Source organism: Streptomyces sp. NPDC102490 (assembly GCF_044765285.1).
In the GTDB taxonomy this organism is placed as follows: domain Bacteria; phylum Actinomycetota; class Actinomycetes; order Streptomycetales; family Streptomycetaceae; genus Streptomyces.
Genome location: NZ_JBIWJU010000001.1, coordinates 163854 through 190401, shown reverse-complemented (window position 1 = coordinate 190401; position 26548 = coordinate 163854). Strand labels below are relative to the sequence as shown.

Genomic DNA, 26548 nt, shown 5'->3' with positions numbered 1-26548 from the left:
CGCGGGGACGGGGGAGACGCATGGGACAGGAAGCGACGCGCGTCACGCGCATTCTGCTGCCGGACGGGACACCGGTCTGGGCCCGGATCTCGGGCGCGGCGGAGCTGCCGGCGCCGACCGGGCAGCTGTCGTTCAGCGACACCGGCTTCACCGAGCGGATCGAGGCGAGCGTGGAGAGCCTGAACGCGCTCGTGACCGGTGTCGCGCACTCGCTGGCGGAACCTTTGCGCGCGGTGCGGCCGGACGAGGTGAGCGTCCAGTTCGGGATCGAGCTGACGGCCAAGGCCGGCAAGGTCGTGGGCCTCCTCGCCGACGGTGAGGCCAAGGCGGGCATCACGGTCACCCTCACCTGGAACGGCGGCCCGCCGGCCCCGCCCCCGCCCGACGCGCGCGCCCCGGGTGGTGAGCCCCCCGACGCCGGTGCGGACGCGTCCGCCCGCGCTCCGGGGCACGGCGGCACCGGTGCCGCCGCGTCCGGGAGCGGGGCATGACGCACGGACGCGCCCCCGGCGCACCGGGGGCCCACGACGCGGCCCGCCGTGCGCTGCGTGGCCTCGTCATGGCGGCGACCGTCCGCATTCATCGGCCGGACGCCGGGTATGCCCTCGACGAACCCGGGACGTTCCTCGGCAGCGGCTACTTCGTCGCGCCGAGCTGGGTTCTGACCTGCGCACACGTGGCATGCGGCGGTGAGGGGGGCGAGGTCGTGGTGGTGTACGAGCCCGCACCGGGCCGCGGCATGTCCGCGGTCTCGGGCCATGTGGCGGCGGCGCTGCCCGAGGGCGCCGGGTCCCTGCCCGGCAACTGGCCCGCCCCCGACCTCGCGCTGGTGCGGTTGAGCGAGCCGGTCGACCACGAGTGCGTGTACCTCTCCGAGCGCCCCGCGGCCTACTTCGGCGAGGGCAAGGTCCTGTACGCGGGCTGGACGGTGGTCGACGGGCGGCTGAGCATGCTCGACGGCACCCTCACCGTGCAGGGCACCCTCGGCGGCTGGACCACGGACGTCCAGATGCGCCTCGGGGACAACGACCTGCCGGACGGCGTCTCCGGCGGCCCCGTGATCGATCCGGAGCGCGGCGAGGTCATCGGCGTACTGAAGTCGCGCTCCCAACACGCGCGCGGGGGCACCTCCACCGGGCTCGAACAGCTGCGGACGCTGCCCGTGCCCTCCGGGGAGCTGAAGTCGGAAGCCGACGATCTGTACCAGGCGGTGGTGCACGCCCACGACCGGTACCACCGCGACCGGCAGCGCCATCCGGACGCGCGCCGGCACACCTGGGCCGACGTGCAGAGCCAGCTCGGTGCCCGGCCCGGTCAGACGCTGAGCCCCGACGAGCGCGTCCAGTTGCTCGGCCGTCTCGCGGACCTGCCGCCGCCGTCCAGCACCAGTTCCCTGCTGGACCTCCTCGACTCGTTGCCGGACTTCGAGGCCCCGGCTCCGCTGCCCGCCCCGCGCGGCTGGCGTGACGGACTCGGTGCCCTGTACGAGTACGCGCGCGACGACGGCGCCCTCTACCTGGTGCTCGACTACGCGGTGCACGCCATGACCGCCGACCGCCCGTTCCGCGCGCCCAGTACGCCGGCCGCCGAGGAGGCCCTGTGGGCCGGGGTGAGGCAGGCCGCCCAGCGGCTCGGCCCCGGCCGCCGGACCGCCCTCGTCGAACGGCGGAAGGCCAGGATGGAGGCGCGCGGGCCCGTCCCGGTGGTGGGCGTCCGGCGGACCGGAGCGTCCGCCGGTGATCCGGGACGCGCCGCGACCGGGCAGTCGTCGGTGCTGCTCGAGATCGTGCGGCGGGGCTGGGAGCCGGACCGCTGCGACTGGTCGGTCTTCGTCGTGCGCTCCGACGGGGAGGCGAAGCGCCTCAAGGAGGTCCAGCGAGTCCCGCTGGCCGACCTCGCCGCCCATCTGTCCGCACCGCTCAAGGAGGCGTTCCGGCAGTGCGACACGCCGGACCGGCCGGCGGTCCTGCAAGTGGCGACGGAGCACTCGCTGCTGGCCCTCGACGTGGACGACTGGCGACTCGGCCCCGAGGAGGAGCGACTCGGCACCCAGCGCCCGGTCGTCCTGCGCTGCTCCGACCGCGACCAGCTGACGGCGAACGGCGAGTACGCCGAATACGGCGAGCACGGCGAAGCGGACGGAACCGGCGGGCGGCGTGCGTCCGGCGGAGGCGGCGAGCAGCAGGCGGCCGCCTCGGAAGGCGACGACCGGCTGGACATCGACGAGGAACGCAGAGCCCGCTGGCGCTGGCTGCACGCACACCCGGCGACGGCCGCGGTCCTCGACTGCGACGACGGCCTGCGCAAACCCGTACCGCCCGTCGAGGAGCTGCGGGGCCTGTCGCACGGCACGGTCCCGGTGCTGTGCCGATTCGACGGCCACGGCCGCGAGGCCGACACGGAGGCGCTCGCCCGGCTCGTGCGCGGCGGTTTCGGCGTGGCGCTGTGGCGCCGCCGGCACGTGCTGCCGGAGGCGGTCTGCGGCGAGTTCCACCGCGGCACCCTGGACCAGATCGCGGGCCCGACCGGCGCCCACCGGTTGCCCGAGGCCGTGCGCGACCTGCGTTTCAGACTGCGGTCGGGACGGCCCGAGACCTTCTGGGCCCACGGCATAGCGCTGTTGTACGACGATCCGCACCAGCCCCTGCCCGGCGCGGGTGACCTGCTGGAGGCACCGTGATCGCGGCCCGCGCGCGCCCGCGCCGACCGCGCGCTCTTGCGTTTCAAGTCCCTTTGGCGCGGGACCCGTTGGGTGATGTGCCTCTTACCAGTCCCGTTCAGGATCGATACCGTGATGGACGCCCCCACGACGACAGCGCCCCCGGACGAGTGACGACGAGGATTGGATCATGACCGAATCCAGCGAGTGGCTCATCTACCGGGGCGCCGGCGAACCCCACGACGGCCTCGACCGGCTGCCCGACCCGCCGCCGTGGCGGGACTTCACCAGCCGGGACGCGGCGGGGTCGGGCGACGGGTCCGAGGACCGCAGGCTCGGCGCCCACCGGCACCTGGCCGAACTGCACCGGCCGGGCGCCGAGGAACTCGAGATGATCAACGCCGCGCTGTACCTGCGCCGGCCGCTCCTCGTCACCGGCAGCCCCGGCGCGGGCAAGAGCACCCTGGCCCACTCGGTGGCGTACGAACTGGGCCTGGGCAACGTACTGCGCTGGTCCATCGTCAGCCGCTCCGAACTCCAGGACGGCCTCTACCACTACGACGCCATCGCGCGCCTGCAGGACGTGCAGATCGCCGCGCAGGCGGACCACGGCCCCGGGTCCGGGACGCCGGGCGCGGTCGACGGCATCGGCGGCTACATCCGGCTCGGCCCCCTCGGCACCGCCCTGCTGCCCTCCGACAAGCCGCGTGTCCTGCTCATCGACGAGCTGGACAAGAGCGACATCGACCTGCCCAACGACCTGCTGAACGTACTGGAGGAGGGCGAGTTCGCCATCCCCGAGCTGGAACGCATCGCGGACCGGCTGCCGGACCGCACGGCCGAGGTGCTCACCGCGGACGGCGTGAAAGTGCCGGTGCGCGACGGCCGCGTGCGCTGCCGCGCCTTCCCGTTCGTGGTGCTCACCAGCAACGGCGAACGCGACTTCCCGGCCCCGCTGATGCGGCGCTGCATCCATCTGGAGCTCGGCCGCCCCGACCACAACCGGCTCGCCACCTTCGTACGGGCCCACCTGGGCGACGAGGCGGCCCGCGCGGGCGACGACCTCGTCACCCGGTTCCTGGAGCGGTCCCGCAGCGAGCTGCTGGCGACGGACCAGTTGCTCAACGCGATCTACCTCACCGACGCCGCCGCCACGCCCAGCCGCGACCGCTTGGCCGACCTGCTCATCCAGCGGCTCGATCGCCCGAGGTGACGCGATGCCCGACGAGACGGCGCGTCACGGTCCCGGCCACCACGGCGCCCCCGGCGACGAGGGCTCCGCGGCGGGGCGCACCGCCGTGCCCGCCGACGACCCGCTCGCCCGACTCGTCCTGCGACTGCGGGAGAACGGCCTGGACCCGGACGCCGAGCAGCTCTGCGACGCGCTCTGGCTGGCCCGGTGGACACGGTCCGCCGACACCGAGGACGTCTCGCCCGGCCCCGGCGTCCGCCTCGCGCCCCCGGTGGCCCGGCCGCCCGCCACGCCCGTGACGCCGGCGGACGAGACCCGGCCGCCCGCGCCCGAGCAGCTGGAGCCGCGCGAGGTTCCGCCCGCCCGGCGCGTGACCCTCTACCCGCTGCCCCCCGGGCAAGAGCCCGGAGAGCACGGACCCGGCCGGGCCCGCGCGCTGCCGGTGGGCGTACCCGCCGCCCCCGTGCTGCCCGCGCCGCTCGAACTCCAGCGGGCCCTGCGCCCCTTGCAGGGCTACCGGAGCCCGGCCACCCCGCTGCGGTCCGAACTCGACGAGGTCGGGACCGCGGAGGTGAGCGCCCGGGCCGGCGGACTGATCCTGCCCGTCCGCCGCTACCTGCCCCGCGGCGACGCCCGGTTGCAACTGGTGCTGGACGCGTCCTCCTCGATGCGCGTGTGGGGCCGGCTGTTCGCCGAACTGGCCCAGATCTTCAGCCGGCTGGGAGCCTTCTCCGATGTCCAGGTCAGCCACCTGCACCAGGGGCCGGACGGGGGCCCGGCCGTCAGCCGCAGCGCCGACCCGCACGGGGCGCCGCTGCACGCCGCCGACCGGCTCAGCGATCCGACCGGGCGCCGGATCGTCGTCCTGGTCAGCGACTGCGCCGGCCCGCTGTGGCACAGCGGCCACGCCCACCGGCTGCTCCACCACCTGTCCCGGCAGGGCCCCGTCGCCGTGCTCCAGCCGCTGCCGCAGCGCATGTGGAACCGCACCCGGCTGCCCGTCACCTTCGGTGACCTGTCGCGCGGTGACACCCTGGGCGGCGGCGCCGTGCTGCGGCTGCGCACCACCCCCGGCACCTCTGTCGAGGCCCGCCGGGGCGCGCTGGCCGTCCCCGTCCTGCCGCCGGAGCCCGTGGCCCTCGGGTCGTGGGCCCGCCTGCTGTCCGGTGCCGGACCGGTCCCGGGCGCCGTGGGCTGGGTGCGCGCCGACCAGCCGGCCGCCCCGGCGGCCCGCCCGGACCGCCGCCGCACGCCGTTGGAACGGGTCAGCAGGTTCAGCGCCGGAGCGTCTCCGGCCGCCGCGCGGCTGGCCGTCTATCTCGCGGCCACCCCGCTCTGCCTCCCGGTGATGCAGCTGGTCCAGCGGACGATGCTGCCCGGTTCCGGCCCGTCCGAACTCGCCGAGGTCCTGGTCGGCGGCCTGGTCACCCGGGCCCGCGCGGACCACGGCGAGGACGGCTCCCAGTGGTACGACATCGACCCCGAGGTGCGCGAGGCCCTGCTGTCCCGGCTCGGGCGGGACGAGGCCATGCTGGTCCTCAAGCACTGCTCGGAGTACATCGAGCAGCACTTCGGCAAGGGCGGCCCCAACTTCCCGGCGCTCGCGCTCGCCCAGCTCGGCGACGACGGTCCCGGACGCCCGCACCCGCACGCCTTCGACGCCGGACCCGGGTACCCGGGCGAGAACGGCGGCGACGGCGGGGCCGCCCCGGTCCCGCAGCCCTTCGCGGAGGTCGCCGCCCGGATCCTGGAGCGGTTCATGCCGTTGCCCGAGCAGTTCGCCACGTACGACGGCCGGACCGGCCCGCAGATCACCGCGGAGCGGCCCACGCACCGGGCGGTGGTCCGGGCGCGCGCCCTGCTCTCCCGGTTCGACGCCGAGGGCATGGTCCAGGACGTCATCGACGCCGTGCAGCTGCTGCGCGGCGCCACCGAGCAGGAACGGCCGGCCGGCGCCGACCCCGAGCTGTGGGGCGAGTACGCGCGCTGCACCCTGCGGCTGTGGGAGGTGCAGGGCGGTGCCGCGCTGCTGAAGGAGGCCACCCGGGCCGCCGAACGGGCCGCCGCGCCCGCGCACGCCCTGCGCGAACGCGCCGTCCTCGCGCGCGTGCTGCACGCCGCCGCCACCGACGCGCGACGGCGCGGAGACCGGTCCGGCGCGCTCGACCTGCTGCGCCGCGCCGACCGGGAGTACGCGGTCGCGTGCGCGGCACCCGGCCTGGACGAGGAGGAGGCGCTGCGGCTCACCCTGGAACGGGTCGCGTCCCTGGAGACGCAGTGGCGCCTGGGCGGCGACAGCGCCCTCCTGCAGAGCGCCGTCGGCATGCTGGAGGCGTTCGCCGACGCCTGGCCCGACCGGAGCGACCGCCCCTTTGAGTTGCTACTGGCCCACGGCCGCACCCTGCTGCGGCTGTCGGAGGTGACGGCGGACCCGGCGCAGGCCCGGCTGTACGCGGAGCAGTCGGCGCGGTCGCTGCGCCGCGGGCTGGAGGCCGGCCCGGAACAGGACACCGCCGAGTCCGTCCGTGACCGGGTCCGGGTGCTGATCGACCTGGTCGACGCGCTGCTGTCGGCGGGCGGCCCGCTGGACGAGGCCCAGGCCCGGACCGACGAGGCCCTCGGCCGGGTGCGTGAACAGGCGCAGCGCGCGGCGTTGCTGGTCCGCGCGGGTCGGGTGGCCGTCGCACGCTACGCCGAGTCGGGGGAGCCGCCCGAACTGCACGGGGCCGCCGACCGGTTCGCGCAGGCGGCGCACTGGATGTCCCGGGACGCGCCCGCGCACGCGGACGTGCTCGCCGAGTGGGGGAGCGTACTGCTCCGGCTGGCCGCGCTGGAGCCCGCCCACCGGCGTCAGGACCGGGTGTCCGGCGCGATCCGGGTGCTGCGGGACTGCCGGATGGAGACCCCGGCGGGCAGCCGTCGGGTCGCCCACCGGCTGCTGCTCCTCGGCCAGGCGCTCATGCTCCGGTACCAGGCGCGCGGCGACCGGGTCGACCTCAGGGAGGCGGAGCATCTCTTCGGGCTCGCCGCGGCCGACGCGGAGGACCCGTTGCTGGCGGCGCGCTGCCGACTGGAGCTGGGGCAGGCGCAGTTCGAGGCGTTCCAGAGTCTCGGCCGCGCGGCGCGCCTGGACGTGGCGGTCGACGCCTTCCGGGCGGCCGCCGAGTCGGCCCGCCGGGCGGAGGAGGAGGCCGAAACGGAGCGCCGGCGCCAGGAGGCCGTGGAGCTCGCCGCTCAGGCGCACCACTGGCGGGGTATGTCCTTCGAGGCGGCCGTGCGGCCCCGCGCGGCCCGGGACGCCTACGCGGCGGCGCGGGCGCAGTGGGACCGGTTGCCGGACGACCGTCTGGCCACGGGGGAACCGACCGCGCGGCAGACCGCGCAGCGGCTCGCCGACCTGGAGTGAGGGGGATGCCGGGAAGCCGGACGCGGGGGCCTCGGGCCTGGTCCGAAGGGGCAGCGGGCAGCGGAGCGGAGGAGAGGAAACGGGAATGGACATACAGGACGAGACCGGGGCGGAGCAGGCGCTTCCGGGTACGGGGGAGCCGGAGCCACTGCCCGACCTGCCGGACCTGCTGGAACTGGACCTCGCACAACTGGGCACCATCGAGCATCCGGTGCTGCGCGAGGTGCTGGGGGAACTGCGGGCGCGGGCCGCGGAGCCGAGCGAGATGCTGTGGGGTTTCGACAACTCCTTCTGACCGGTGACCGCGGTCATCCTGGTGCGTGAAGATATGTGAATAGGACAACTTCCGCGGCGCCGAGTTTCGGGCACCCGCCGCGCCGGGAATGCGGCTCCGTGCGGCACGGGGCCGTGGCGCCGGCTCGCGGCGACACCGGCCGGATCGTTACGGCATGGGGGGTGCTGGAGTGTCGGAACAGGCCATGACCGGTCCGGCTCCCGCCGTTCCCGGTCCGCGGACCGGCCCCGAAGGCCCTTTTCCCTTCCGCCAGTTCATCGTCAAGATGCACGGCCGCTGCAATCTCGCGTGCACCTACTGCTACCTGTACGAAGGTCCCGACAGCAGCTGGCGCGACCGTCCCGCCGCCGCCTCCGCCGCCGTCCTGGACCGCACCGCCACCCGCATTGCCGAGCACGCCGCCCGGCACGCGCTGCGTGACCTCGCCCTGGTGCTGCACGGAGGCGAACCGCTGCTCGCGGGGGCGGGGCCGCTCGCCGCGGTCGCCGGGCGGGTCCGGGAGCTGGTCCCGCCGGGGTGTCGGGTCCACGCCACCGTGCAGACCAACGCCACGCTGCTCACCGAGGAACACCTCGCCGTACTGGCCGACGCCGGCGTCCGCGTCGGCATCAGCCTCGACGGAGGCACCGCCGCCCACAACCGACGGCGGGTGGACCACGCGGGCCGTCCGTCCTGGCCCGCCGCGGCACGGGGCGCCCGCCTGGTCGCCGAGCGTTACCCGCAGGCGTACGCGGGACTGCTGACCGTCGTCGACCCGACGCTGGACCCGGTCGAGACGTACGAGTCCCTGCTGGACCTGCGCCCGCCCGCGCTGGACCTCTTGCTGCCGCACGGCAACTGGTCGGCGCCGCCGCCCGGACAGACCGGCGTCCGGTACGGCGACTGGCTGTGCGCCGTCTTCGACCGCTGGTGGGCCGCCGGGCGGCGTGAGGTCCGGGTACGGCTCTTCGAGGAGTGCGTGGCGCTCCTGCTGGGGCTGCCCGCGGCCACCGAGGCGCTGGGGCTCGCGCCGTTCGACGCGGTCGTGGTGGAGACGGACGGGTCGATCGAGCAGGTCGACTCGCTCAAGTCGGCCTATCCCGGCGCCGCGCGGACCGGCCTCGACGTGTTCCGCCATACGTTCGACGAGGCGTTGCGGCACCCGGGGGTGGCCGCGCGGCAGGCGGGCACCGCGTCGCTCGCGGGGCAGTGCCGGGCCTGCCCGCTGCTGCGGGTCTGCGGAGGCGGGCACTACGCGCACCGCTACCGCGCGGGGCACGGCTTCCGGAACCCCTCCGTGTACTGCGCGGACCTCCAGCGCTTCATCCACCACGTGTCCGCGCGACTCACCGCCGCCGCGAGCGCACGGACGCCGGACGGCTCGTCCGCGGCCGGGCCGCCGGTGGCGGGGCCGTCTGTGGCGGGGCCGCCCGTGGTCGGTCCGACCGTGGCTGACTCGTCCGTGACCGGTTCGTCCCCGACGGGTCCGTCTATGGCCGGTCCGGCGTCGGCCGGTTCGTCCGTGGTTGGTCCGGCGTCGGCCGGGCGGATCGCTACCGGCCCCGCGTCGGCCGGTTCGGGTGGTTCGGCAGGTCCGGCGTCGGCCGCCTCGTCCGCGACGGGTTCGTCCGCGACGGGTTCGTCTGGGCCGGGTTCGTCTGGGGCCGGTTCGGCGTTGGCTGGGTCGTCCGGGATCGGGCCGTCCGCGACTGCCTCGTCCGTGGCTGGTCCGGCGTCGGCCGGGTGGTTCGCTACCGGCCTCGCGTCGGGTGGTTCGGCAGGTCCGGCGTCGGCCGGTTCGGCTTCGACCTGGTCTGGCGCGGCCGGAGGGGGTGCTTCGTGATGTTTCCGGTGGTTCCCGAACGGGCCCTTCTCGAACTCGCCCGGACCGAGGGCGGCCCCGACACCCTGGCGCTCCTCGTGCGGGACCAGGACACGCGGCGGCTGCTGCTGCTGCGAGCCGTGCTCGACGCGGCCGAGGCGGCCGAGCGGTCCGTCTGCACCGCCGCGCAGAAGGCGAGGCTGCGCGAGGACTGGGCGCTGCTGACCGAGGCGGACCGGCTCCCGGCGGCGGACGCGTGGGGCCCGGAGCGCCGGCACGGTCACGCGACAACGCGCGGCGACCGCGACGCCCAGCCCGGCTCGCGCAGTACCCGCGCCGCCGCCGATGCCCTGCCAGGCTCGCCCAGTAACCGAGCCGCTGCCGAAACCCTCCCCGGCGCGTGGGATACCCGAACCGCTGCCGATGCCCTGCCCGGCGCACTGGGCACCCGAGCCGCCGCCGATGCCGTGCCCGGCGTGCCGGGTGACCGCGCCCCCGGCAACGCCTCGCCCGGCGTGTGGAGGCCGCGCGCCGCCGACGACGCCCCGCCCGGTGTACGGAGTCCCCGCGTCGCCGACGACGCCCCGGCCCGCGCTGGGGACGGTGTGTCCTCCTCCGACGTCCACGCGCCGTTCGCCAACCCGGTGCGGGCCCGTCTCTTCCACCCGCTCACCGGGCCCTGGGCACGCTCCTGTCTGCGCGGTCTGGATGCCGCCCCCGGGCCGGTGGACGGAGAGCGGGCGCGGCGGCTGCGGCGTGACCTCGCGCACCTCAGCGCGATCGCCGCGGTCGTCGCGGCCGGGGCGGGCATCCCCTTCCGCACCCGGCTCACCGCCCGCGCCGGAGTCCTCACCCTCCCGTCGCTCGGCGCCCTGCACACCGCACGGTCCGGGGACGTACCCGTCGACGTCACCTGCGCCGACGGCCGACTGGTCCTGCGTCAGGCCGACGCCCCCGACGTGACCGTCCACCTGGAGAGCGGCGTCGGCGCCTGGTCCGGCGCCCTCGCCTGGACACCCGCGCACGCCCTGCCCGGCCTCACCCCGACCGCCCCGCCCCTGCCGTTCGACGACCTCGATCCGTACCGCGAACTGCCCGAAGGACCCGGCCACGGCAACCTGCGCACCCCGCTCGCACTCGACGACGCGGAACGCAAACGGTGGCTCCAGGTCTGGTCCGGCACGGCCCTCGCGCTCCGCTCGGGCGGTGCGCAGCGCCTCACCGAAGCGGACACGCTGCTGCGCTGCCTCGTCCCGCTGGAGACGCCGCCCGACGTCGGTACCGGCCGCGGCAGTTGCAGCGCCACGCGCCGGGAGGCGTTCGGCGCCCTGCTCAGCAGTACCCCGCCCGACTCCGTGACCCTCGCCGCCACCCTCGTCCACGAGTTGCAGCACACCAAACTCGCCGCCCTCAGCGACCTGGTGACACTGCACCGGGCCGGTCCCGAGGCACGGTACTTCGCCCCGTGGCGCACCGATCCCCGGCCCTACGACGGTCTGCTCCAGGGCACCTACTCCCACCTCGCGATGGCCGCGTTCTACCAGCGCCGGGCACTCGTCAGCGGGCTGCCGGACCGGGACTGGGCCTGGGCCCAGCACGCGCGCTACCGCGCCCAGGTCGGGGCCGCCCTGCCCGCCCTCGTCGGCTCGCCCGACCTCACGGTGCGCGGGCGCCGGTTCGTCGACGAGATGGCCGCCACCCACGAACGGATGGCCGAACACCCCGCACCCAGGGGCCACGTCGCCCGCGCACAGGCGTACGTGGCCTCCGCGCGCGCCCTGTGGGCCCAGCGGCGCGCCTCCGCGCTCCCGCCCTCTAACGGATGAATGCCCACGCGCCGCCCCCGGGTACGGAAAGATCGTCCGCACAGGGGGTGTTGCCGTCGGTCGGCGGACTTACGCGCGACGCTCCGGAGTCCTAGGATTTTGCGGTACTACGTGCTGGAGGCCACTGCATGTCTGGAGCTCGCAAGCCGGTCGAGACGGCCGAGAGGGGGACCGCCAGGCAGACGGTCACGATCCACTTCGCAGGCTTCAACCGGGCCTGGGCGGCCTGGATCGGGGACCGGCTGGAGCGGCGTGGCGTACGGGTGGTGCCGCTGCGCTGGGACTCCCCGGCCGATGTCCCGCTGGTGGACCTGCTGCGCGACCTGACGCTCGCCGAGGGCCGGGTCCTCATCATCGTCAGCGAGTGGTACTTCCAGCTCGGACCGCGCACCCACGAGGAGTGGAACGCGGCGCTGCGCGAGATCGTCGCCCCCGACCCGTCCCGTTTCGCCGCCGTGTCGGTCACCACGGCCGCGGTCCCGGCCGCCGCGGCCGTACTGGCACCGGTCGCCCTGACCAACATGGGCGCCGACGAGGCGGAGCGCCGCCTGCTCGACCGGCTCGACCTGCCGCTCGAGCCGCCCGCCGAGGCCGCGGCGGGGTCACGGCGCGGGCCGCGGTTCCCGGCGGCGATGCCGGACGTGTGGGGCGTGGTACCCCGGCGCAACACCCGCTTCACCGGCCGCGAGCCGCTGTTCAACGAGGCCTACCACCTCTTGCAGAGCGCCGAGCCCGGCGCCGGCGTGCTGACCCTGCACGGCATGTCCGGTGTGGGCAAAACTCAGTTCGCCGCCGAGTACGCGCACCGGTTCGGTTCCGAGTACGACGTGGTCTGGTGGGTGAACGCGGAGAAGCGTGTCACCTACCGGCGCCAACTGGCCGAGCTGGCACCGAAACTGAACCTGCGGACCGGTCAGGAGTACGGCGAGCGGCTGCGTGCCGTACGCGACGCGCTCCGCCGCGGGGAGCCGTACTCGAGGTGGCTGCTGGTCCTCGACGGGGCGGACGAGCCGGAGCAGATCTGGGACCTGCTGCCGACCGGCCCCGGACACGTCATCGTCACCTCGCGCAACCCCGAGTGGAGCGAGCACAACAGCAAGCTGCTCGAAGTCCGGGTCTACCCCCGCGACGAGTCGGTCGCGTTCATCCGCCGCCGCGCCCCCCGCCTGTCGGAGGCGGACGCCGACCAACTGGCGGAGGCGCTGGGCGACCTGCCGCTGCTGCTCGACCAGACGGCGGGCTGGCTGAACGACTCCGACCTGTCGGTCGACGCGTACATCGCCCTGCTGGAGGGCGGTATCGACAGCGATGTGGTGAAGGTGTCGGCGGACTTCCCGCTGGCCTTCCAGACCGCCTGGTCGATACTGCTCAACAAACTCCGGGAGACCGTCCCGGAGTCCGTCGACCTGCTGCGCCTGTGCACCTTCTTCGCGCCGGGTTTCATCCCCGTACGCCTGCTGAGGGAGATGCCCGTCGACGAGCTGCCCGAGCAGCTCGCCGGACTGCTCAACGACCCGCTGCTGTGGAACAAGGCGGTCAACCAGCTCCGCACCTACTCGGTGGTCCGGCTGGAGTCCCACGAGGCGTCCCTGGACGAACCGGTCTCCGCCGGGGAGTCGCTCTACCTGCACCGCATGGTCCACCAGATCGTGCACAAGGACATGCCGGACACCGACCGGAGCGAGTTCATCGACGTCGTACGGCGGGCCCTCGCGGCGGCCGACCCGGGACGGCCGACCGAGACCCGGCTGTGGCCCGGCTACGCCGAGATCGTGCCGCACCTCAAGTACGCGGACGTCCTCAAGAGCAAGGACCCGAAGGTCCAGCGCATGGTCCTGAACTGCCTGCGCTACATGTACTTCTCCGGCGAGTACCGGGCCGGCATCAAACTCGGCGAGCGCGCCCTCACCGCCTGGCGCCGCCTCCTCGGTCCGACCCACGCCCGGATCTGGGAGCTGACCTACCACTACACCAACCTGCTGCGCGCCATGGGCGACTACGTCCGCACCGAGTCCCTCAGCCGCGACGCGGTCGAGCACCTCAGGGAGGAACGCGGACCGCAGGACCTGGACCACCTGCGCGCCGCCGCCGGCCTGGGCGGCGACCTGCGCGGCCTGGCCCGCTACGAGGAGGCCCTGGAACTCTCCCAGTGGGTCCTGGCGGCCTACCGCGAACTCCTCGGCGACCAGGACTCCAGGACCCTGAACGCGCAGAACAACCTGGGCGTCTCCCTGCGCCTGCTCGGCCGGTACGAGGAGACGCTGGAGACCGACCGGAGCACCATGGAGGCGCGTCGCCAACTGCTGCGCGCCCGTCATCCGTGGGCGCTCAGCTCCGAGATCACCTACGCCATCGACCTCCGCCTGCTGGGCCGCTACGCCGACGCCGAGTCCCTCCAGGCGAAGAACGTGCGGGAGAACCGCATCGTGATGGGTCCGGACAACCCGCAGACTCTCAAGGCCGAGTACAACCTGGCGCTGTGCCGCTACCGCCTCGGCGAGCGGGCCCCTCGCGGCGAGGAGCCGGGGCCGTTGCTCAGCAGCGTTCTGGAGCGCGGCGAGCGGGTACTGGGCGAGACCCATCCGCTGACGCTGATCTTCGCCACGGGCCAGAGCTGCTACGCCCGCGAGCACGGCGACATCGACCAGGCGCGCGAGCTGAGCGAGGCGGTCGTCGCCCGCTACGAGATGATGCTGCCCGCGGGACACCCGTTCATCGCCGGGTCCCGCGCCAACCAGGCCCTGATCCTGCGCAACGTCGGAGAACGCGAGCACGGGCACGTCCTCGTGGAGCAGGCGCTGGCCGAGATGGCGCAGGCCGTCGGCGAGAGCCACCCCTGGACACTGGGCTGCGCCCTGAACGCCTCCGCGCTGCGGAACCTGGTGGGCGACATCGAGGGCGCCGCCGAGCTCAGCCGGGTCACGGTGGCGCGGGCCATCGAGTCGCTCGGTCGCACCCACCCGCTCACGCTGTCCACCCGTATCGCGTACGCGGCGGACCTGCGCGGCCTGCGGGACCGCCGGCAGGCGGAGAAGGTCGAGCAGGAAGCACTGTCCGACCTCGACGCGACACTGGGCAGCAAGCACACGCACACCGTCTCCGCCCGTTCCCGCAACCGCCCGTACTGGGACTTCGAGCCCCAGACCACCTGACGGCGCGCGGGACGCGGCCGGAAGGCCACGTTCGCCGCCCCGGGGCGCATAACCCCCCGCGCCCCGGGGAAGAACACCGGTCCACTCAACACACCCGTAACACACACGAGTTGGGCCGGGGGGAGCGTGTGGTGATCTTATGGGGACCCGTGCCGGAGGGCGCGGACGGGCCCATTTCGGTCGAGGTCGACGCGCAGGTCGACCCGTCCGCCGTCGACGGGCTCGGCCTCGTCTACGACGGCGAGGTGACCCGGGACGGCGCCGGGCAGCGGGTCGTCCGGGTGGCACGGGACGTCTACACCGACGGGCTGGATCTCGCCCGCAGGTGCGCCGCCCAGGCCGTACGGCGCTTCGGCGAGCTGCCGGAGGGGCTGCGGCCGGACGAGATCGAGATGCAGCTCGCGATCAAGATCGACGCCGGGGTGGCCGCCCTCGTCAAGAGCGGGGCCGAGGCGCAGCTCCAGATCACGCTCCGCTGGCAGACCGCCCCGGCCCCGGTCACGGACCCGCCTCCCGTCCCCGTCCCCGTCCCCGCCCCCGCCCCCGCGCCCGCGCCCGCGCCCGAGGGGCAGGGGTCCGGCACGGCGGACGGGGCCCGTTCGTGAACCCCGCCGCGCCGGGCCCGCGCATCCTGCCGTACTCCCGTGTCGTGGCCCAGGACGAGCTCAAGCTGGCACTGGAGCTGCATCACGTCGTCCCCCGCATCGGCGGCGTGCTCATGGCCGGACCGCGGGGCACGGCCAAGTCGACACTGGTGCGGGCCTTCGCCCTGATGGCCCACGGCGAGCTGCCGGTCACCCTGCCCATCAACGCGACCGACGACCGCGTCGTCGGCGGCTGGGACCTGGACGCGCTCGTCCGCGGCGAGCCCAGGCCGCAGCCCGGCCTGCTGGAGGACGCGGCGGACAAGGGGCTGCTCTACGTCGACGAGGTCAACCTCCTCGACGACCACCTCGTCGACATCATCCTGGACGTTGCCGCCACCGGCGTCCTGTCCGTGCAGCGCGAGGGACTGGACACCGCCAAGTACCTGTCGTTCGGGCTGGTCGGCACCATGAACCCCGAGGAGGGCGGCCTGCGCCCCCAACTGCTCGACCGCTTCGGACTGATGGTCACCGCCGAGACGCTGGACGCGACCGCCCGGCACCGGCTGCTGCGCACGGTGCTCGACTTCGAGCAGGAACTGGACCGCGAGGACTCCGCCTGGCTGTCCGCCGCACGGCGGGACGACGCGCGCACCCGGAACCGGCTGACGGCCGCCCGGCGCCGGGTCGGCGACGTCGACGTCCCCGACCAGGTCCTGGAGCTGTGCGCACGTGCCGCGGAACGGACCGAGGCGGTGGGCCAGCGGGGGGAGATCGTGGCCGTGCTGGCGGCCCGGGCACTGGCCGCCCTGGAGGGCGCGGACCGGGTGACCCCCGGGCATCTGCGCCGGGTCCTGCCGATGGCCCTGCGGCACCGGCGGCCCGAAGTGGTGCACGGCGACACCTTCGACTGGGAGCCCGACGACGAGGCCCGCCTCCAGGACCTCTTCGAGGCGGCCTGACCGACATGGCAGCCGTCCCGCCCACCCCGCCCGCGTCACCGGACCCGCCACCGGGGGACGGCACCGCCGCCACCGGCGGGTACGACGATCCGGCGCACCGGCTCGGCCTCGCCCTGGTCTGCGCGGCGGCCGAGCCCGCCCTCTCCGGGGTGCTGCTCCTCGACCTGGACCCCCGGCTCGTCGATCCGGTCGCCCGGCTGTTCGGCGCCGTGCTCGCCGGAGCCGACGCACCTCCGCGCCCGCCGCTCGTGCTGGGCGCCGCGGACCGCGAGGAGGACCTGTGGACCCGCACCAGGGTCCGCGGCGGCGAGCACGGCATCACCGTCCGCACCGAACCAGGGCCCCTGGTCGAGGGGGACGACGCCGACGGGGCGCCTCCGTTGGTCGTGGTGCCCGACCTCGCACGGCTGGGCGTCGCCGGGATGCGCGCCGCGGTGCAACTGCTCGGCGCCGACGTCGTGACCGTAGAGCGGGGTGGACCGCGCCGCACGGTCCGGCCCCGGGCCCGCTGGCTGGCCGTCTGCCGCGGCGCCGACGTGGGACGGGTGAGCCGGCACCTGCTGGACCGGTTCGCCGTGCGGCTGTCGGTGGCCGGGCTGCGGCTGCCCGGTCCGGGCGAGGCGCTCGCGGAACCCGGGGCGGGTGCGGCACCGGAGGCGCTGCTCGCGGGGCTCCCGCCCGCCTGGCGTTCGGCAGCACACCGAGGCATCCGGCCGGTGCCCGTCGGCGACGCGGCGATCGGCCGGGCGCGGGAGCTGCTCGGGCCCGGCGCCGGGGTCCGCCGGGAGCTGGCCCTCGTGCGGCTCGCCCGTACCCTCGCGGCGCTGGACGGCCGCCCCTCGGCCGGGGCCGAGCACAGCGACGCCGCGGCCCGGCTCATCGGCGTGGCCGTGCCGCGCGGCGCCCCGGACCGCCCGGAGAGCACCCCGGAACCGCCCGATCCGGTCCCGGGACCGGCGGGCCCGCCCGGCACCCTCCCGGAACGTCGCGGCGCCGGCGGGGACGGCCCGCCCCGGACCCGCGACGGCGACCGGGCGCTGCTGGACACCGGACCCGCCGAGGGCATCGGCACCGCACCCGGCGCCGCGCCCTCCCCGGCCGCGGGGAACCCCTACCCCGAGGACGAACCGGCCGCGGTGCGGGACACCGTGCCGCTGAGCGGCCCCCGGCGGCGCACCACCGGGCCCGCCTCCGCCCGGGGCACCGTGATCGGCACCCGCCGGGCCACGGACCTGCGGGACATCGCCCACGTCCGCACGGTGCGCGAGGCCGCCGTGCACCAACGGGCCCGGCGCACCGAACGGTTCACCGTCTCGCCCGTCGACCTGCACAGCCACGTGCGCGCCGCCGCCCCCGAGCGGGTCCTGGTCCTGCTCCTGGACCACACCTGCCGGGGCGGGACCGGGGACGGTAACCGGCAGGAGGTCCTCGCCCCCTTCCTGCAATGGGCGTACACGAGCCGGGCCACGGTCCAGGTGATCGAGGTCGGCGCGGCGGACGCGGCCGACGAACTGCGCGCGGGGACCTTCACCGCCCGCAGCGTCCTAGACCCCCGGGTGCCGGGAGCGCTGTACCGCCGGGCGGGCCGGGCGACGCCGCTCGCCCACGGCGTCGAACTCGCGGCGCAGGCGCTGCGCCGGCTGCTGCGCCGGCAGGGTACCGGGCCGGTGGAGGCGTGGCTGGTGGTCGTGACCGACGGCCGCGGCAACGTCCCGCTGCGGGTCAGCCACACCGGACGGCCCGCGGGGGAGGTGGCCGCCGCGGGGGTCGAGGACGCGGTGGAGGCCGCCGCCCGGATCGGCGCCATGGACCGGACGCGGCTGCACGTGGCGGTCGTCGACCCGGGCCGGGAACCGTACGGCGACCTGCCGTACGTCCTGGCCGACCGGCTCGGGGCGATCGTCGTCGACGGCCGCCAGGGGCCCGGGGCGGAGGCCGCCGGTGAGTGAGCCGCGCGGTGGGCCCCGCAGCCGTCCGGGCCACGGCACCGCCGGACTCCGGGCGGCCCTGCCGGGACTGAAGGCCGTGGCCCGCCGCCCCGCCGCGTCGGTGCGGAACCTGCGCCGCGCCCAGGAGCCGCCCGCCGGGCTCGGCGGAACCGACGCACGGCCCGGCGCGCGCCTGGAGGACGGCTTCGCCGTGCTGCGCGTCCTGCGCGCCGACGGGGCCGACGGACGGCCGGGCTACCGGCTGCACGGCTGGTGCGGCGACCTGTCGGTGAACTGCGCGGCCGGACCCACCCGCCGCCCCGCTCCCGCCGTCAGCCTCGCCCGGCTGCGGCAGGACGGCGACGGGCACTACCCCTCGGAGGTGCTGCGGGGCATCCGCCTGTGGTCGGACAACCAGCACGAACTCGCCCACTGGATCAACCGGATTCGTGCCCGGCACGGCGACGGCCTGCACCTGGTCGTGTGGGACGACACCGGGTACGACCTGCCCTGGGAGCTGCTCCTGCTCCCCGGGGACGCCGCGCTGGGCCTGGCGGGCGGCCCGCTGGGCGCGTTGGTCGCCGTCGCCCGCTGGACCACCGTGCGTGATCTGAGCCGGGGCGGCCTGCCCGTCGACTCCGGCGACTGCCACGGCCGGGTGCTCGGCTACCTCCACCAGGACATGGCGGACGACGGCCGCCTCTTCACGGCGTACGCGCACCGGCTGCACCGGCGCATGACCCCCTTCCTCAGCGACCTCGACACCCAGCACGACCGCACCGGACTGGTCTACCTGGGCTGCCACGGCACCTACGGCGACGCCGTGCCGGGCCTCACGCTCGGCGACCGCACCTGGGCCGAGCTGAACGGCGAGCCGATGTCGGTGCTGCGCCGGGACGGCTCGCTGGTCTGCCTCAACGCCTGCGACTCCGGCCGGTTCGTCGACAACCGGGCCCAGGGGGAGGAGGCGCTGCGCGGATTCGCGGAGCTCTTCCTGCGCAAGGGCGCGGGCGGCTGCATCGTCAGCTCAGGGAAGGTCGGCGACCTGGAGGCCCGGGCGATGGCGCGGCGCCTGGTGCGCGAGGTCGCCGAACACCCCCGCCGCCCGGTGGTGCGGACGCTGCGGGCCTTCCGGGTGCGGGCACTGGCGGAGTTCGGGTCCCTGGCCCAGACGCCACGGGTCCGCAACGACGACGGACAGGTCGACGTCGTGGGCCAGAAACGGGTACTGCGGCTCCTGTACGCGTTCATGTTCCACTACTACGGGCATCCCAGGACGGCGCTGCGGCTCACCGCGGTGGACGCGCTCGGCACCGAGCGGGGCGGCGGCCGGTGAGCGCCGCCGGAGAGTCGTCCGGGCAGCCGCTGCTGATCGAGCCCGTCGTCGCGTGGCCCCGGCAGGCGGAGGCGGGGGGCGACTACCTCGTCACCGTCGATCTGCGCGGCCCCCTGCCCTCCCCGGACGGCACACCGGCCCGGTGGCCCTACGCCGAGGAGGAGTTCACCTTCACCGTCACCCTGGACGGCGCCCCGCACTTCGACTGCGCCGCCCTGGGCGAACCGGGCGTCGTCCTGCACCGCTTCGGCGGCACCTACGGTCCCGCGCGGTTCCGGGTCTCCGCGGGCCCCGACCTCGGGCCCGCCTCGCTGTGGCTGACCGTCAGCAACCAGTGGGGCGTGCCGGTCCGCACGGCGGAACTGCGCTGCGAGATACGCACGGCCACCGCCGGCGCGGCGGTACGGCACCCCGGCGGACCCCCACCGCCGTCCGTCCCGCGGGCGCCCGTGCGGCAGCGGCCCCCGACCCCCGCGCGGCCCGACCCGGACCGGCGGACGGTCACGATCAGCTTCGCCGGACTCGACCGGGCCTGGGCGGCCTGGATCCAGGACCGGCTGGAGCGGCGCGGGGTACGGGTGGTGCCGCTGCGCCGGGGCTCCCCGGCCGAGGTCCCGCCGGCGGCCCTGCTGCGGGACCTGACCCTCGGGCCCGGGCGCGCCCTGCTCGTCCTGGACGCCCCCTACTTCGGCCACGGCACGCACCCGCCCGAGGCGTGGAACGCGGCCCTGCGCGAGGTCGTCGCCCCCGACCCGTCCCGGTTCGCGGCCGTGTCGGTCAGCGGAGCCACGCTCCCGTCGGAGGTGGTCTCCCTGCTGGCGCCCGCCGCCCTGCACGGCCTGCGGGCCGAGGAGGCCGAGCGGCGTCTGCTGGACCGGCTCGGCCTGCCGTCCGAGCCGCTGGCCGAGGACGCGGCGCGGGCCCCGGCCGGGCCGCGCTTTCCGGCGGACCCGCCGGACGTGTGGGGCGCCGTACCGCGCCGCAACACCCGGTTCACCGGCCGTGAGGCCCTGCTGGAGCAGATCCACGACCTGCTGGGCGGTACGGGGCCGGGCGCGGGGACCCTCACCCTGCACGGCATGTCCGGGGTGGGCAAGACCCAGCTCGCCGCCGAGTACGCGCACCGGCTCGGCCCCGAGTACGACGTGGTGTGGTGGGTCGACGCGCGCGACCGGGCCGACTGCCGCCGCCAACTGGCCGAACTCGCCCCCCGACTGGGCCTGCGGACCGGGCAGGAGTACGGGGAACGGCTGCGCGCGGTGCGGGACGCGTTGCGCCGCGGCGAGCCGTACTCCCGGTGGCTGGTGGTCCTGGACGGCGCCGACGAGCCCGAGGAGATCGAGAACCTGGTGCCGACGGGCCCGGGGCACGTCCTCGTCACCTCGCGCAACCCGGAGTGGGGCGGTTACGGCGGCGGGCTGCTGGAAGTGCCCGTGTACACCCGTGACGAGTCGATCGACTTCATCCGCCGCCGCGCGCCCGGACCGACCCCGGCCGAGGCCGACCGGCTCGCCGAGGCCCTGGGCGACCTGCCGCTGCTGCTCGCCCAGACGGTGGGCTGGCTGAGCGACTCGGACCGCTCGGTGGACGCCTACCTGGCCCTGCTGGCGGACGGCACCGACGGCGACGCGCGGACCGGGCCGGAGGACTTCCCGCCGGCCTTCCGGACGGCCTGGTCGATCCTGCTGGCCGAGCTCCAGGAGACCGCCCCGGAGTCCGTCGTGCTGCTCCGGCTGTGCAGCTTCTTCGCCCCCGGCCTCGTCCCCGTCCACCTGCTGAGGAGCATGCCGCACGACGGGCTGCCCGACTCCGTGGCCGGACTGCTCACCGACCCCCGGACGTGGGACCGGGCCGTCGGCCACCTGCGACGGCACTCCGTCGTCCGGGTGGAGCCGGACCCGCAGGCACCGGAGCGCGAGCACCTGTACGTGCACCGGGCCGTCCACCAGATGGCGCACAAGGCCATGCCGGAAGAGGTCCGGCGCGACCTCGTCGACGTCGTACGGCGGGCGCTGGCGGCGGCGGACCGCGGCCGGCCCTCGGCCCCCGAGCAGTGGCCCAGCTACGCCGAGATCGTGCCGCACCTCAAGTACGCCGACGTCCTCGCGGCCACCGACGAGGCCGTGCAGACGCTCGTCCTCGACTGCCTGCGCTACCTGTACCTGTCGGGCGAGTACGGAGCGGGCGTCCGGCTCGGCGGCCACGCCGCGCGGATCTGGCGTTCGCTCCTGGGCGACCAGCACCCCCTCGTCTGGGAGCTGACCCACCACTACGCCAACCTGCTGCGCGCGGCCGGCGACTTCCACCGGACGATGGAGATCGAGCGGGCGGCCGTCCGGCACCTGAGCGAACAGCGCGGGGAACGCGACCCCCTCCTGCTGCGGGCCCTCGGCGGACTGGCCGCAGACCTGCGCGGCCTCGGGCACTACGCGGAGGCACTGGAGATCTCGCGGCGGGTGCACGGCACGTACCGCGAACTTTTCGGCGACCAGGACACCCGCACCCTGAACGCGCAGAACAACGTGGGCGTCTCGCTGCGGCTGCTGGGCCGCTACGAGGACGCCCTGGACGTCGATCTGCCCACCCTCGCGGAGCGCCGCCGGGTGCTCGGCGACCGGCACCCGTGGACCCTGGGCTCGGAGACCAGCTGCGCCGTCGACCTCCGGCTGCTCGGCCGTTACGCGCAGGCCCTGTCGAGACAGGACGCCAACTGGCGGCTGGTGCGCGAGACGCTGGGCGACCACCACCGGCTGACCCTGCTCGCCGCCCACAACCTCGCGCTGTGCCACCACGCCGTGGGCGACACCGACGAGGCCGCACACCACGTCGGCCGGGCGCTGGAGCCGGCGGAGCGGGTGCTCGGCGACAGCGATCCCCTGGTGCTGATGCTCATCGCGAGCCGGAGCTGCCTCGCCCGGGAGGACGGCGACCTAGACCTGGCCCGTGAGCTGAGCGAGCGCGTCGTCGGCCGCTACGCGGAGACGCTCACCGCCGGCCACCCCTACGCGGCCGGGGCCCGCGCCAACCACGCCCTGCTGCTGCACCGGACGGGCGAGGCCGAGCGCGCACTCGCCCTCGCCGACCCCGCGCTGGCCGCCATGGACGCCGCCGTGGGGCACGACCACCCCTGGACGCTGGGCTGCGCGCACAACGCGGCGCTCCTGCACGCGGACGCCGGAGACGCGGACCGGGCCCTCGCCCTGAGCCGGGACACGGCCGGCACGGCGGCGCGGGTCCTCGGCCCCACCCACCCGTTCACGCTCTTCGCGGAGGTGGCCCTCGCGGCCGAGCTGCGCGTACGGGGCCGGCGCGGGCAGGCCGACGCGGTGCACGGCCAGGCCCTGGAGGGACTGGCCGCCGCCCTCGGCCCCCGGCACCCGCGCACCCGGTCGGCCCGCGCCCGGCGCGCTCCGTTCTGGGACTTCGAACCCCAGCGCACCTGAGGGGACACCCGCGCGCACCGGGCATGCCGAAGGGCCCGGCCCCGGAACATCTCCGGGGCCGGGCCCTTCACGACGCGGGCGTCGTCGGCGTCAGTGGCTCACGCCTCGAAGACCTCGCGCACCAGCTGCTCCTGCTCGGCCTGGTGCCGCTTGGCCGAGCCGACGGCTGGGGACGAGCCGTGCGGCCGCGAGATGCGGCGCAGGCGCTCGCCGTGCGGGACGTCGGCGCCGACCGCCAGGTCCAGGTGGTCGATCAGGTTGAGCGCGATGAACGGCCAGGCACCCTGGTTCGCCGGCTCCTCCTGCGCCCACAGGTACTTCTCGGCGTTCGGGTACTTGGCGATCTCCGCCTGGAGCTCGGCACCCGGCAGCGGGTACAGGCGCTCGATGCGGATGATCGCCGTGTCCGTCACGCCGCGCTTCTTCCGCTCGGCGTCGAGGTCGTAGTAGACCTTGCCGGCGCAGAAGACGACCTTCTTCACCGCGGACGCCTCGACCGAGTCGTCGCCGATGACCGGGCGGAACTGGCCCGTCGTGAACTCCTCCGCCTTCGAGGCCGCCGCCTTCAGGCGCAGCATCGACTTCGGGGTGAAGACCACCAGCGGCTTGTGGTGCGGGTTGTGCACCTGCCACCGCAGGAGGTGGAAGTAGTTCGACGGCAGGGTCGGCATCGCGACCGTCATGTTGTTCTGCGCGCACAGCTGGAGGAAGCGCTCGGGGCGGGCCGAGGAGTGGTCCGGGCCCTGGCCCTCGTAGCCGTGCGGGAGCAGCAGCGTCACGCCGCTCGTCTGGTTCCACTTCTGCTCGGCCGACGAGATGAACTCGTCCACGACCGTCTGCGCGCCGTTGACGAAGTCGCCGAACTGCGCCTCCCACATCACCAGCGCGTCCGGGCGGGCCAGCGAGTAGCCGTACTCGAAGCCCATCACCGCGTACTCGGACAGCAGGGAGTTGTAGACGTTGTACCGGGCCTGGTCCTCGGACAGGTACAGCAGCGGGGTGAACTCGTCGCCCGTCTCCCGGTCGATGACGACCGCGTGGCGCTGGCCGAAGGTGCCGCGCTGCGAGTCCTGGCCGGTGAGCCGGACCGGCACGCCGTCCAGGAGGAGGGAGCCGACGGCGAGGGTCTCGCCCATGCCCCAGTCGATCGTGCCGTCCTCGACCATCGCCGCGCGGCGCTGCAACTGCGGCAGCAGCCGCGGGTGCACGGTGATGTGGTCGGGGATGTTGACCTGGGACTCGGCGATGCGCTTGACGGTCTCCGCGCTGATCGCGGTGTTCACCGCGACCGGGAACTCCGCCTGCGGCTCCGAGGGCTCCGCGGACGCCGGCTGCGAGACGGCCTCGCGGACCTCGGTGAAGACCTTCTCCAGCTGGCCCTGGTAGTCCTGGAGCGCCTGCTCGGCCTCCTCCAGGGTGATGTCGCCGCGACCGATGAGGGACTCGGTGTACAGCTTGCGCACCGAGCGCTTCTTGTCGATCAGGTCGTACATCAGCGGCTGGGTGAAGGCCGGGTTGTCGGTCTCGTTGTGACCGCGGCGGCGGTAGCAGATGAGGTCGATCACCACGTCCTTGTTGAACGCCTGGCGGAACTCGAAGGCGAGCCGCGCCACGCGGACGCAGGCCTCCGGGTCGTCGCCGTTCACGTGGAAGATCGGGGCCTCGATCATGCGGGCCACGTCGGTGGCGTACATCGAGGAGCGCGAGGACTCCGGGGCGGCGGTGAAGCCGACCTGGTTGTTGATGACGACGTGGACCGTGCCGCCGGTGCGGTAGCCGCGCAGCTGCGACATGTTCAGGGTCTCGGCCACCACGCCCTGGCCCGCGAAGGCCGCGTCGCCGTGGATCGCCACCGGCAGGACGGTGAAGTCCGTGCCGCCCTTGTTGATGATGTCCTGCTTGGCGCGCGAGACGCCCTCCAGGACCGGGTCCACCGCCTCCAGGTGCGAGGGGTTGGCGACCAGCGAGACCTTGATCTGCTCGCCGTCCAGGCCGGTGAAGGTGCCCTCGGCGCCCAGGTGGTACTTCACGTCGCCGGAGCCGTGCATCGACTTCGGGTCGAGGTTGCCCTCGAACTCGCGGAAGATCTGCGCGTACGACTTGCCGACCACGTTGGCCAGCACGTTCAGCCGGCCGCGGTGGGCCATGCCGATGACGACCTCGTCCAGGCGGGACTCGGCCGCCGAGTCGATGACCGCGTCGAGCAGCGGGATGACGGACTCGCCGCCCTCCAGGGAGAACCGCTTCTGGCCGACGTACTTGGTCTGGAGGAACGTCTCGAACGCCTCGGCGGCGTTCAGGCGGCGCAGGATGCGCAGCTGCTCCTCGCGCTCCGGCTTGGTGTGCGAGCGCTCGATGCGGTCCTGGATCCACTTGCGCTGCTTCGGGTCCTGGATGTGCATGAACTCGACGCCGGTGGTGCGGCAGTACGAGTCGCGCAGCACGCCGAGGATGTCGCGCAGCTTCATCAGGGACTTGCCGGCGAAGCCGCCGACCGCGAACTCGCGCTCCAGGTCCCACAGGGTGAGCCCGTGCTCGGTGATGTCCAGGTCGGGGTGCTTGCGCTGCTGGTACTCCAGCGGGTCGGTGTCGGCCATGACGTGGCCGCGCACCCGGTAGGAGTGGATCAGCTCGAAGACGCGGGCGGCCTTGGTGACGTCGTCGTCGTGCGAGGCGTCGATGTCCTTGAGCCAGCGGACCGGCTCGTAGGGGATGCGCAGCGCCTTGAAGATGTCGTCGTAGAAGCCGTTCTCGCCCAGCAGCAGGTTGGCGACCTGGCGGAGGAACTCGCCGGAGGCGGCGCCCTGGATGACCCGGTGGTCGTAGGTCGACGTGAGCGTCATGACCTTCGAGATGCCGAGCTTGTTCAGGGTGTCCTGGCTGGTGCCCTGGAACTCCGCCGGGTAGTCCATGGAGCCGACGCCCAGGATGACCGACTGGCCGGGCATCAGACGCGGCACGGAGTGCACGGTGCCGAGGCCGCCGGGGTTGGTCAGGGAGACCGTGACGCCGGTGAAGTCGTCCATCGTCAGCTTGTTGTCGCGGGCGCGACGGACGATGTCCTCGTAGGCCTGCCAGAACTCGAAGAAGTTCAGCGTCTCGGCCTTCTTGATCGCCGCGACGACCAGCTGGCGGTCGCCGTTGGGCTTGACCAGGTCGATGGCGAGGCCGAGGTTGATGTGGGCCGGCTTGACCAGGGTCGGCTTGCCGTCCTTCTCGCCGAACGAGTGGTTCATCGACGGCATGGCCTTGATGGCCTGCACCATCGCGTAGCCGATCAGGTGCGTGAAGGAGATCTTCCCGCCCCGCGCGCGCTTGAGGTGGTTGTTGATGACGATGCGGTTGTCGAACAGCAGCTTCACCGGGACCGCGCGCACGGACGTGGCCGTGGGCAGCTCCAGCGAGGCGTTCATGTTCTTCGCGACCGCGGCGGCCGGGCCGCGCAGGGTCACCAGCTCGGGGCCCTCGGCGGCGGCGCCGGCGTCCTTGGCGGGCGCGGCGGCCTTCGTCTGCGGCTTGGCGGCGGGCTTGGCCGGCGCGGGCGCGGCGGCGGGCTTCGCGGCCGGAGCGGCGGGGGCGGGCGCGGCGGGCTGCGCGGGAGCGGACGTCGCCGCCTTCGGCTGGGCCGGGGCCGGGGCCGCGGCGGGGGCCTGCGCCTGCGGGGCGGGAGCGGCCTGCGGCGTGCTGCCGGAGTCCGTGGTCACCGCGTCGGACGCGGGCTGCGCCGCCGCTCCGGGCTTGTAGTCGGCGAAGAAGTCCCACCAGGCTCGGTCCACGGAGTTCGGGTCCTGGAGGTACTGCTGATAGATCTCGTCGACGAGCCACTCATTGGCACCGAAGGCGGCCGCGGGGTTCTTTCCCGCGCCTGCTTGGTCGGTGTCGGTCGAGATGCTCGAGTTACTGGGGGACTGTGGCGACACGGCGAGAACCGCCCTCTTCCGCTTCTTCACAAGATGGTGGACAG

Annotated in this window: 13 protein-coding genes and 1 pseudogene; 13 read left to right on the top strand and 1 reads right to left on the bottom strand. The window is 74.7% G+C overall.

The window, feature by feature from the left end; genetic code table 11:
* Nucleotides 1-20 precede the first annotated feature (20 nt).
* The 13 genes and pseudogenes from ACIRGB_RS00845 (at nucleotide 21) to fxsT (ACIRGB_RS00785) (ending at nucleotide 22584) form a co-directional block, all read left to right on the top strand.
* Nucleotides 21-491 carry a CU044_2847 family protein gene (locus ACIRGB_RS00845; protein WP_403857121.1) on the top strand — a complete coding sequence of 157 codons (471 nt, stop codon included), beginning with the start codon at nucleotides 21-23 and terminating at the stop codon, nucleotides 489-491.
* Nucleotides 488-2680 (top strand): trypsin-like peptidase domain-containing protein, encoded by a 2193-nt coding sequence (locus tag ACIRGB_RS00840; protein WP_403857118.1) that lies wholly within the window; start codon nucleotides 488-490, stop codon nucleotides 2678-2680. The genes ACIRGB_RS00845 and ACIRGB_RS00840 overlap by 4 nt, the downstream gene beginning before the upstream one ends.
* Before the next feature lie 169 nt (nucleotides 2681-2849).
* The gene (locus ACIRGB_RS00835; RefSeq protein ID WP_403857115.1) at nucleotides 2850-3872 is read left to right on the top strand and encodes an AAA family ATPase; all 1023 of its coding nucleotides are present in this window, start codon (nucleotides 2850-2852) and stop codon (nucleotides 3870-3872) included.
* A 4-nt stretch (nucleotides 3873-3876) separates the two neighbouring features.
* Entirely contained in the window at nucleotides 3877-7257 is a 3381-nt protein-coding gene (locus ACIRGB_RS00830) for an SAV_2336 N-terminal domain-related protein (RefSeq protein WP_403857112.1), read from the top strand.
* Nucleotides 7258-7342: 85 nt separating this feature from the next.
* On the top strand, nucleotides 7343-7552 hold the full coding sequence (gene fxsA / locus ACIRGB_RS00825; protein WP_403857109.1) for an FxSxx-COOH cyclophane-containing RiPP peptide: 210 nt from the start codon (nucleotides 7343-7345) through the stop codon (nucleotides 7550-7552).
* A 184-nt stretch (nucleotides 7553-7736) separates the two neighbouring features.
* A pseudogene (locus ACIRGB_RS00820) lies at nucleotides 7737-8921 on the top strand (FxsB family cyclophane-forming radical SAM/SPASM peptide maturase); the annotation flags it as partial.
* Between the two features lie 452 nt (nucleotides 8922-9373).
* On the top strand, nucleotides 9374-11179 hold the full coding sequence (locus ACIRGB_RS00815) for an aKG-HExxH-type peptide beta-hydroxylase (RefSeq protein WP_403857106.1): 1806 nt from the start codon (nucleotides 9374-9376) through the stop codon (nucleotides 11177-11179).
* 128 nt (nucleotides 11180-11307) lie between these two features.
* Complete coding sequence (fxsT, locus tag ACIRGB_RS00810) at nucleotides 11308-14331, top strand: FxSxx-COOH system tetratricopeptide repeat protein (RefSeq protein WP_403857103.1); 3024 nt, start codon at nucleotides 11308-11310, stop codon at nucleotides 14329-14331.
* Nucleotides 14332-14462: 131 nt separating this feature from the next.
* Nucleotides 14463-14936: a CU044_2847 family protein gene (locus ACIRGB_RS00805; RefSeq protein ID WP_403857100.1), complete on the top strand. Its 474-nt coding sequence runs from the start codon at nucleotides 14463-14465 to the stop codon at nucleotides 14934-14936.
* On the top strand, nucleotides 14933-15877 hold the full coding sequence (locus ACIRGB_RS00800; protein WP_403857097.1) for an AAA family ATPase: 945 nt from the start codon (nucleotides 14933-14935) through the stop codon (nucleotides 15875-15877). Before ACIRGB_RS00805 ends, ACIRGB_RS00800 begins: the two co-directional genes overlap by 4 nt.
* A gap of 5 nt (nucleotides 15878-15882) precedes the next feature.
* Nucleotides 15883-17826 carry a magnesium chelatase gene (locus ACIRGB_RS00795; RefSeq protein WP_403857095.1) on the top strand — a complete coding sequence of 648 codons (1944 nt, stop codon included), beginning with the start codon at nucleotides 15883-15885 and terminating at the stop codon, nucleotides 17824-17826.
* A complete protein-coding gene (locus ACIRGB_RS00790) occupies nucleotides 17819-19141 on the top strand; it encodes a CHAT domain-containing protein (protein WP_403857092.1) in 1323 nt (440 codons plus the stop codon). Before ACIRGB_RS00795 ends, ACIRGB_RS00790 begins: the two co-directional genes overlap by 8 nt.
* Complete coding sequence (gene fxsT, locus ACIRGB_RS00785) at nucleotides 19138-22584, top strand: FxSxx-COOH system tetratricopeptide repeat protein (protein ID WP_403857089.1); 3447 nt, start codon at nucleotides 19138-19140, stop codon at nucleotides 22582-22584. The genes ACIRGB_RS00790 and fxsT (ACIRGB_RS00785) overlap by 4 nt, the downstream gene beginning before the upstream one ends.
* Before the next feature lie 98 nt (nucleotides 22585-22682).
* Here fxsT (ACIRGB_RS00785) and ACIRGB_RS00780 read toward each other — a convergent pair whose 3' ends face one another.
* On the bottom strand, nucleotides 22683-26504 hold the full coding sequence (locus ACIRGB_RS00780; RefSeq protein ID WP_403857086.1) for a multifunctional oxoglutarate decarboxylase/oxoglutarate dehydrogenase thiamine pyrophosphate-binding subunit/dihydrolipoyllysine-residue succinyltransferase subunit: 3822 nt from the start codon (nucleotides 26502-26504) through the stop codon (nucleotides 22683-22685).
* Nucleotides 26505-26548 lie beyond the last annotated feature (44 nt).

Bases quoted from the DNA above. Each gene is read 5' to 3' on its own strand.
- ACIRGB_RS00845 (WP_403857121.1), top strand. From the start codon at position 21: ATGGGACAGGAAGCGACGCGCGTCACGCGCATTCTGCTGCCGGACGGG.
- ACIRGB_RS00840 (WP_403857118.1), top strand. From the start codon at position 488: ATGACGCACGGACGCGCCCCCGGCGCACCGGGGGCCCACGACGCGGCC.
- ACIRGB_RS00835 (WP_403857115.1), top strand. From the start codon at position 2,850: ATGACCGAATCCAGCGAGTGGCTCATCTACCGGGGCGCCGGCGAACCC.
- ACIRGB_RS00830 (WP_403857112.1), top strand. From the start codon at position 3,877: ATGCCCGACGAGACGGCGCGTCACGGTCCCGGCCACCACGGCGCCCCC.
- fxsA (WP_403857109.1), top strand. From the start codon at position 7,343: ATGGACATACAGGACGAGACCGGGGCGGAGCAGGCGCTTCCGGGTACG.
- ACIRGB_RS00815 (WP_403857106.1), top strand. From the start codon at position 9,374: ATGTTTCCGGTGGTTCCCGAACGGGCCCTTCTCGAACTCGCCCGGACC.
- fxsT (WP_403857103.1), top strand. From the start codon at position 11,308: ATGTCTGGAGCTCGCAAGCCGGTCGAGACGGCCGAGAGGGGGACCGCC.
- ACIRGB_RS00795 (WP_403857095.1), top strand. From the start codon at position 15,883: ATGGCAGCCGTCCCGCCCACCCCGCCCGCGTCACCGGACCCGCCACCG.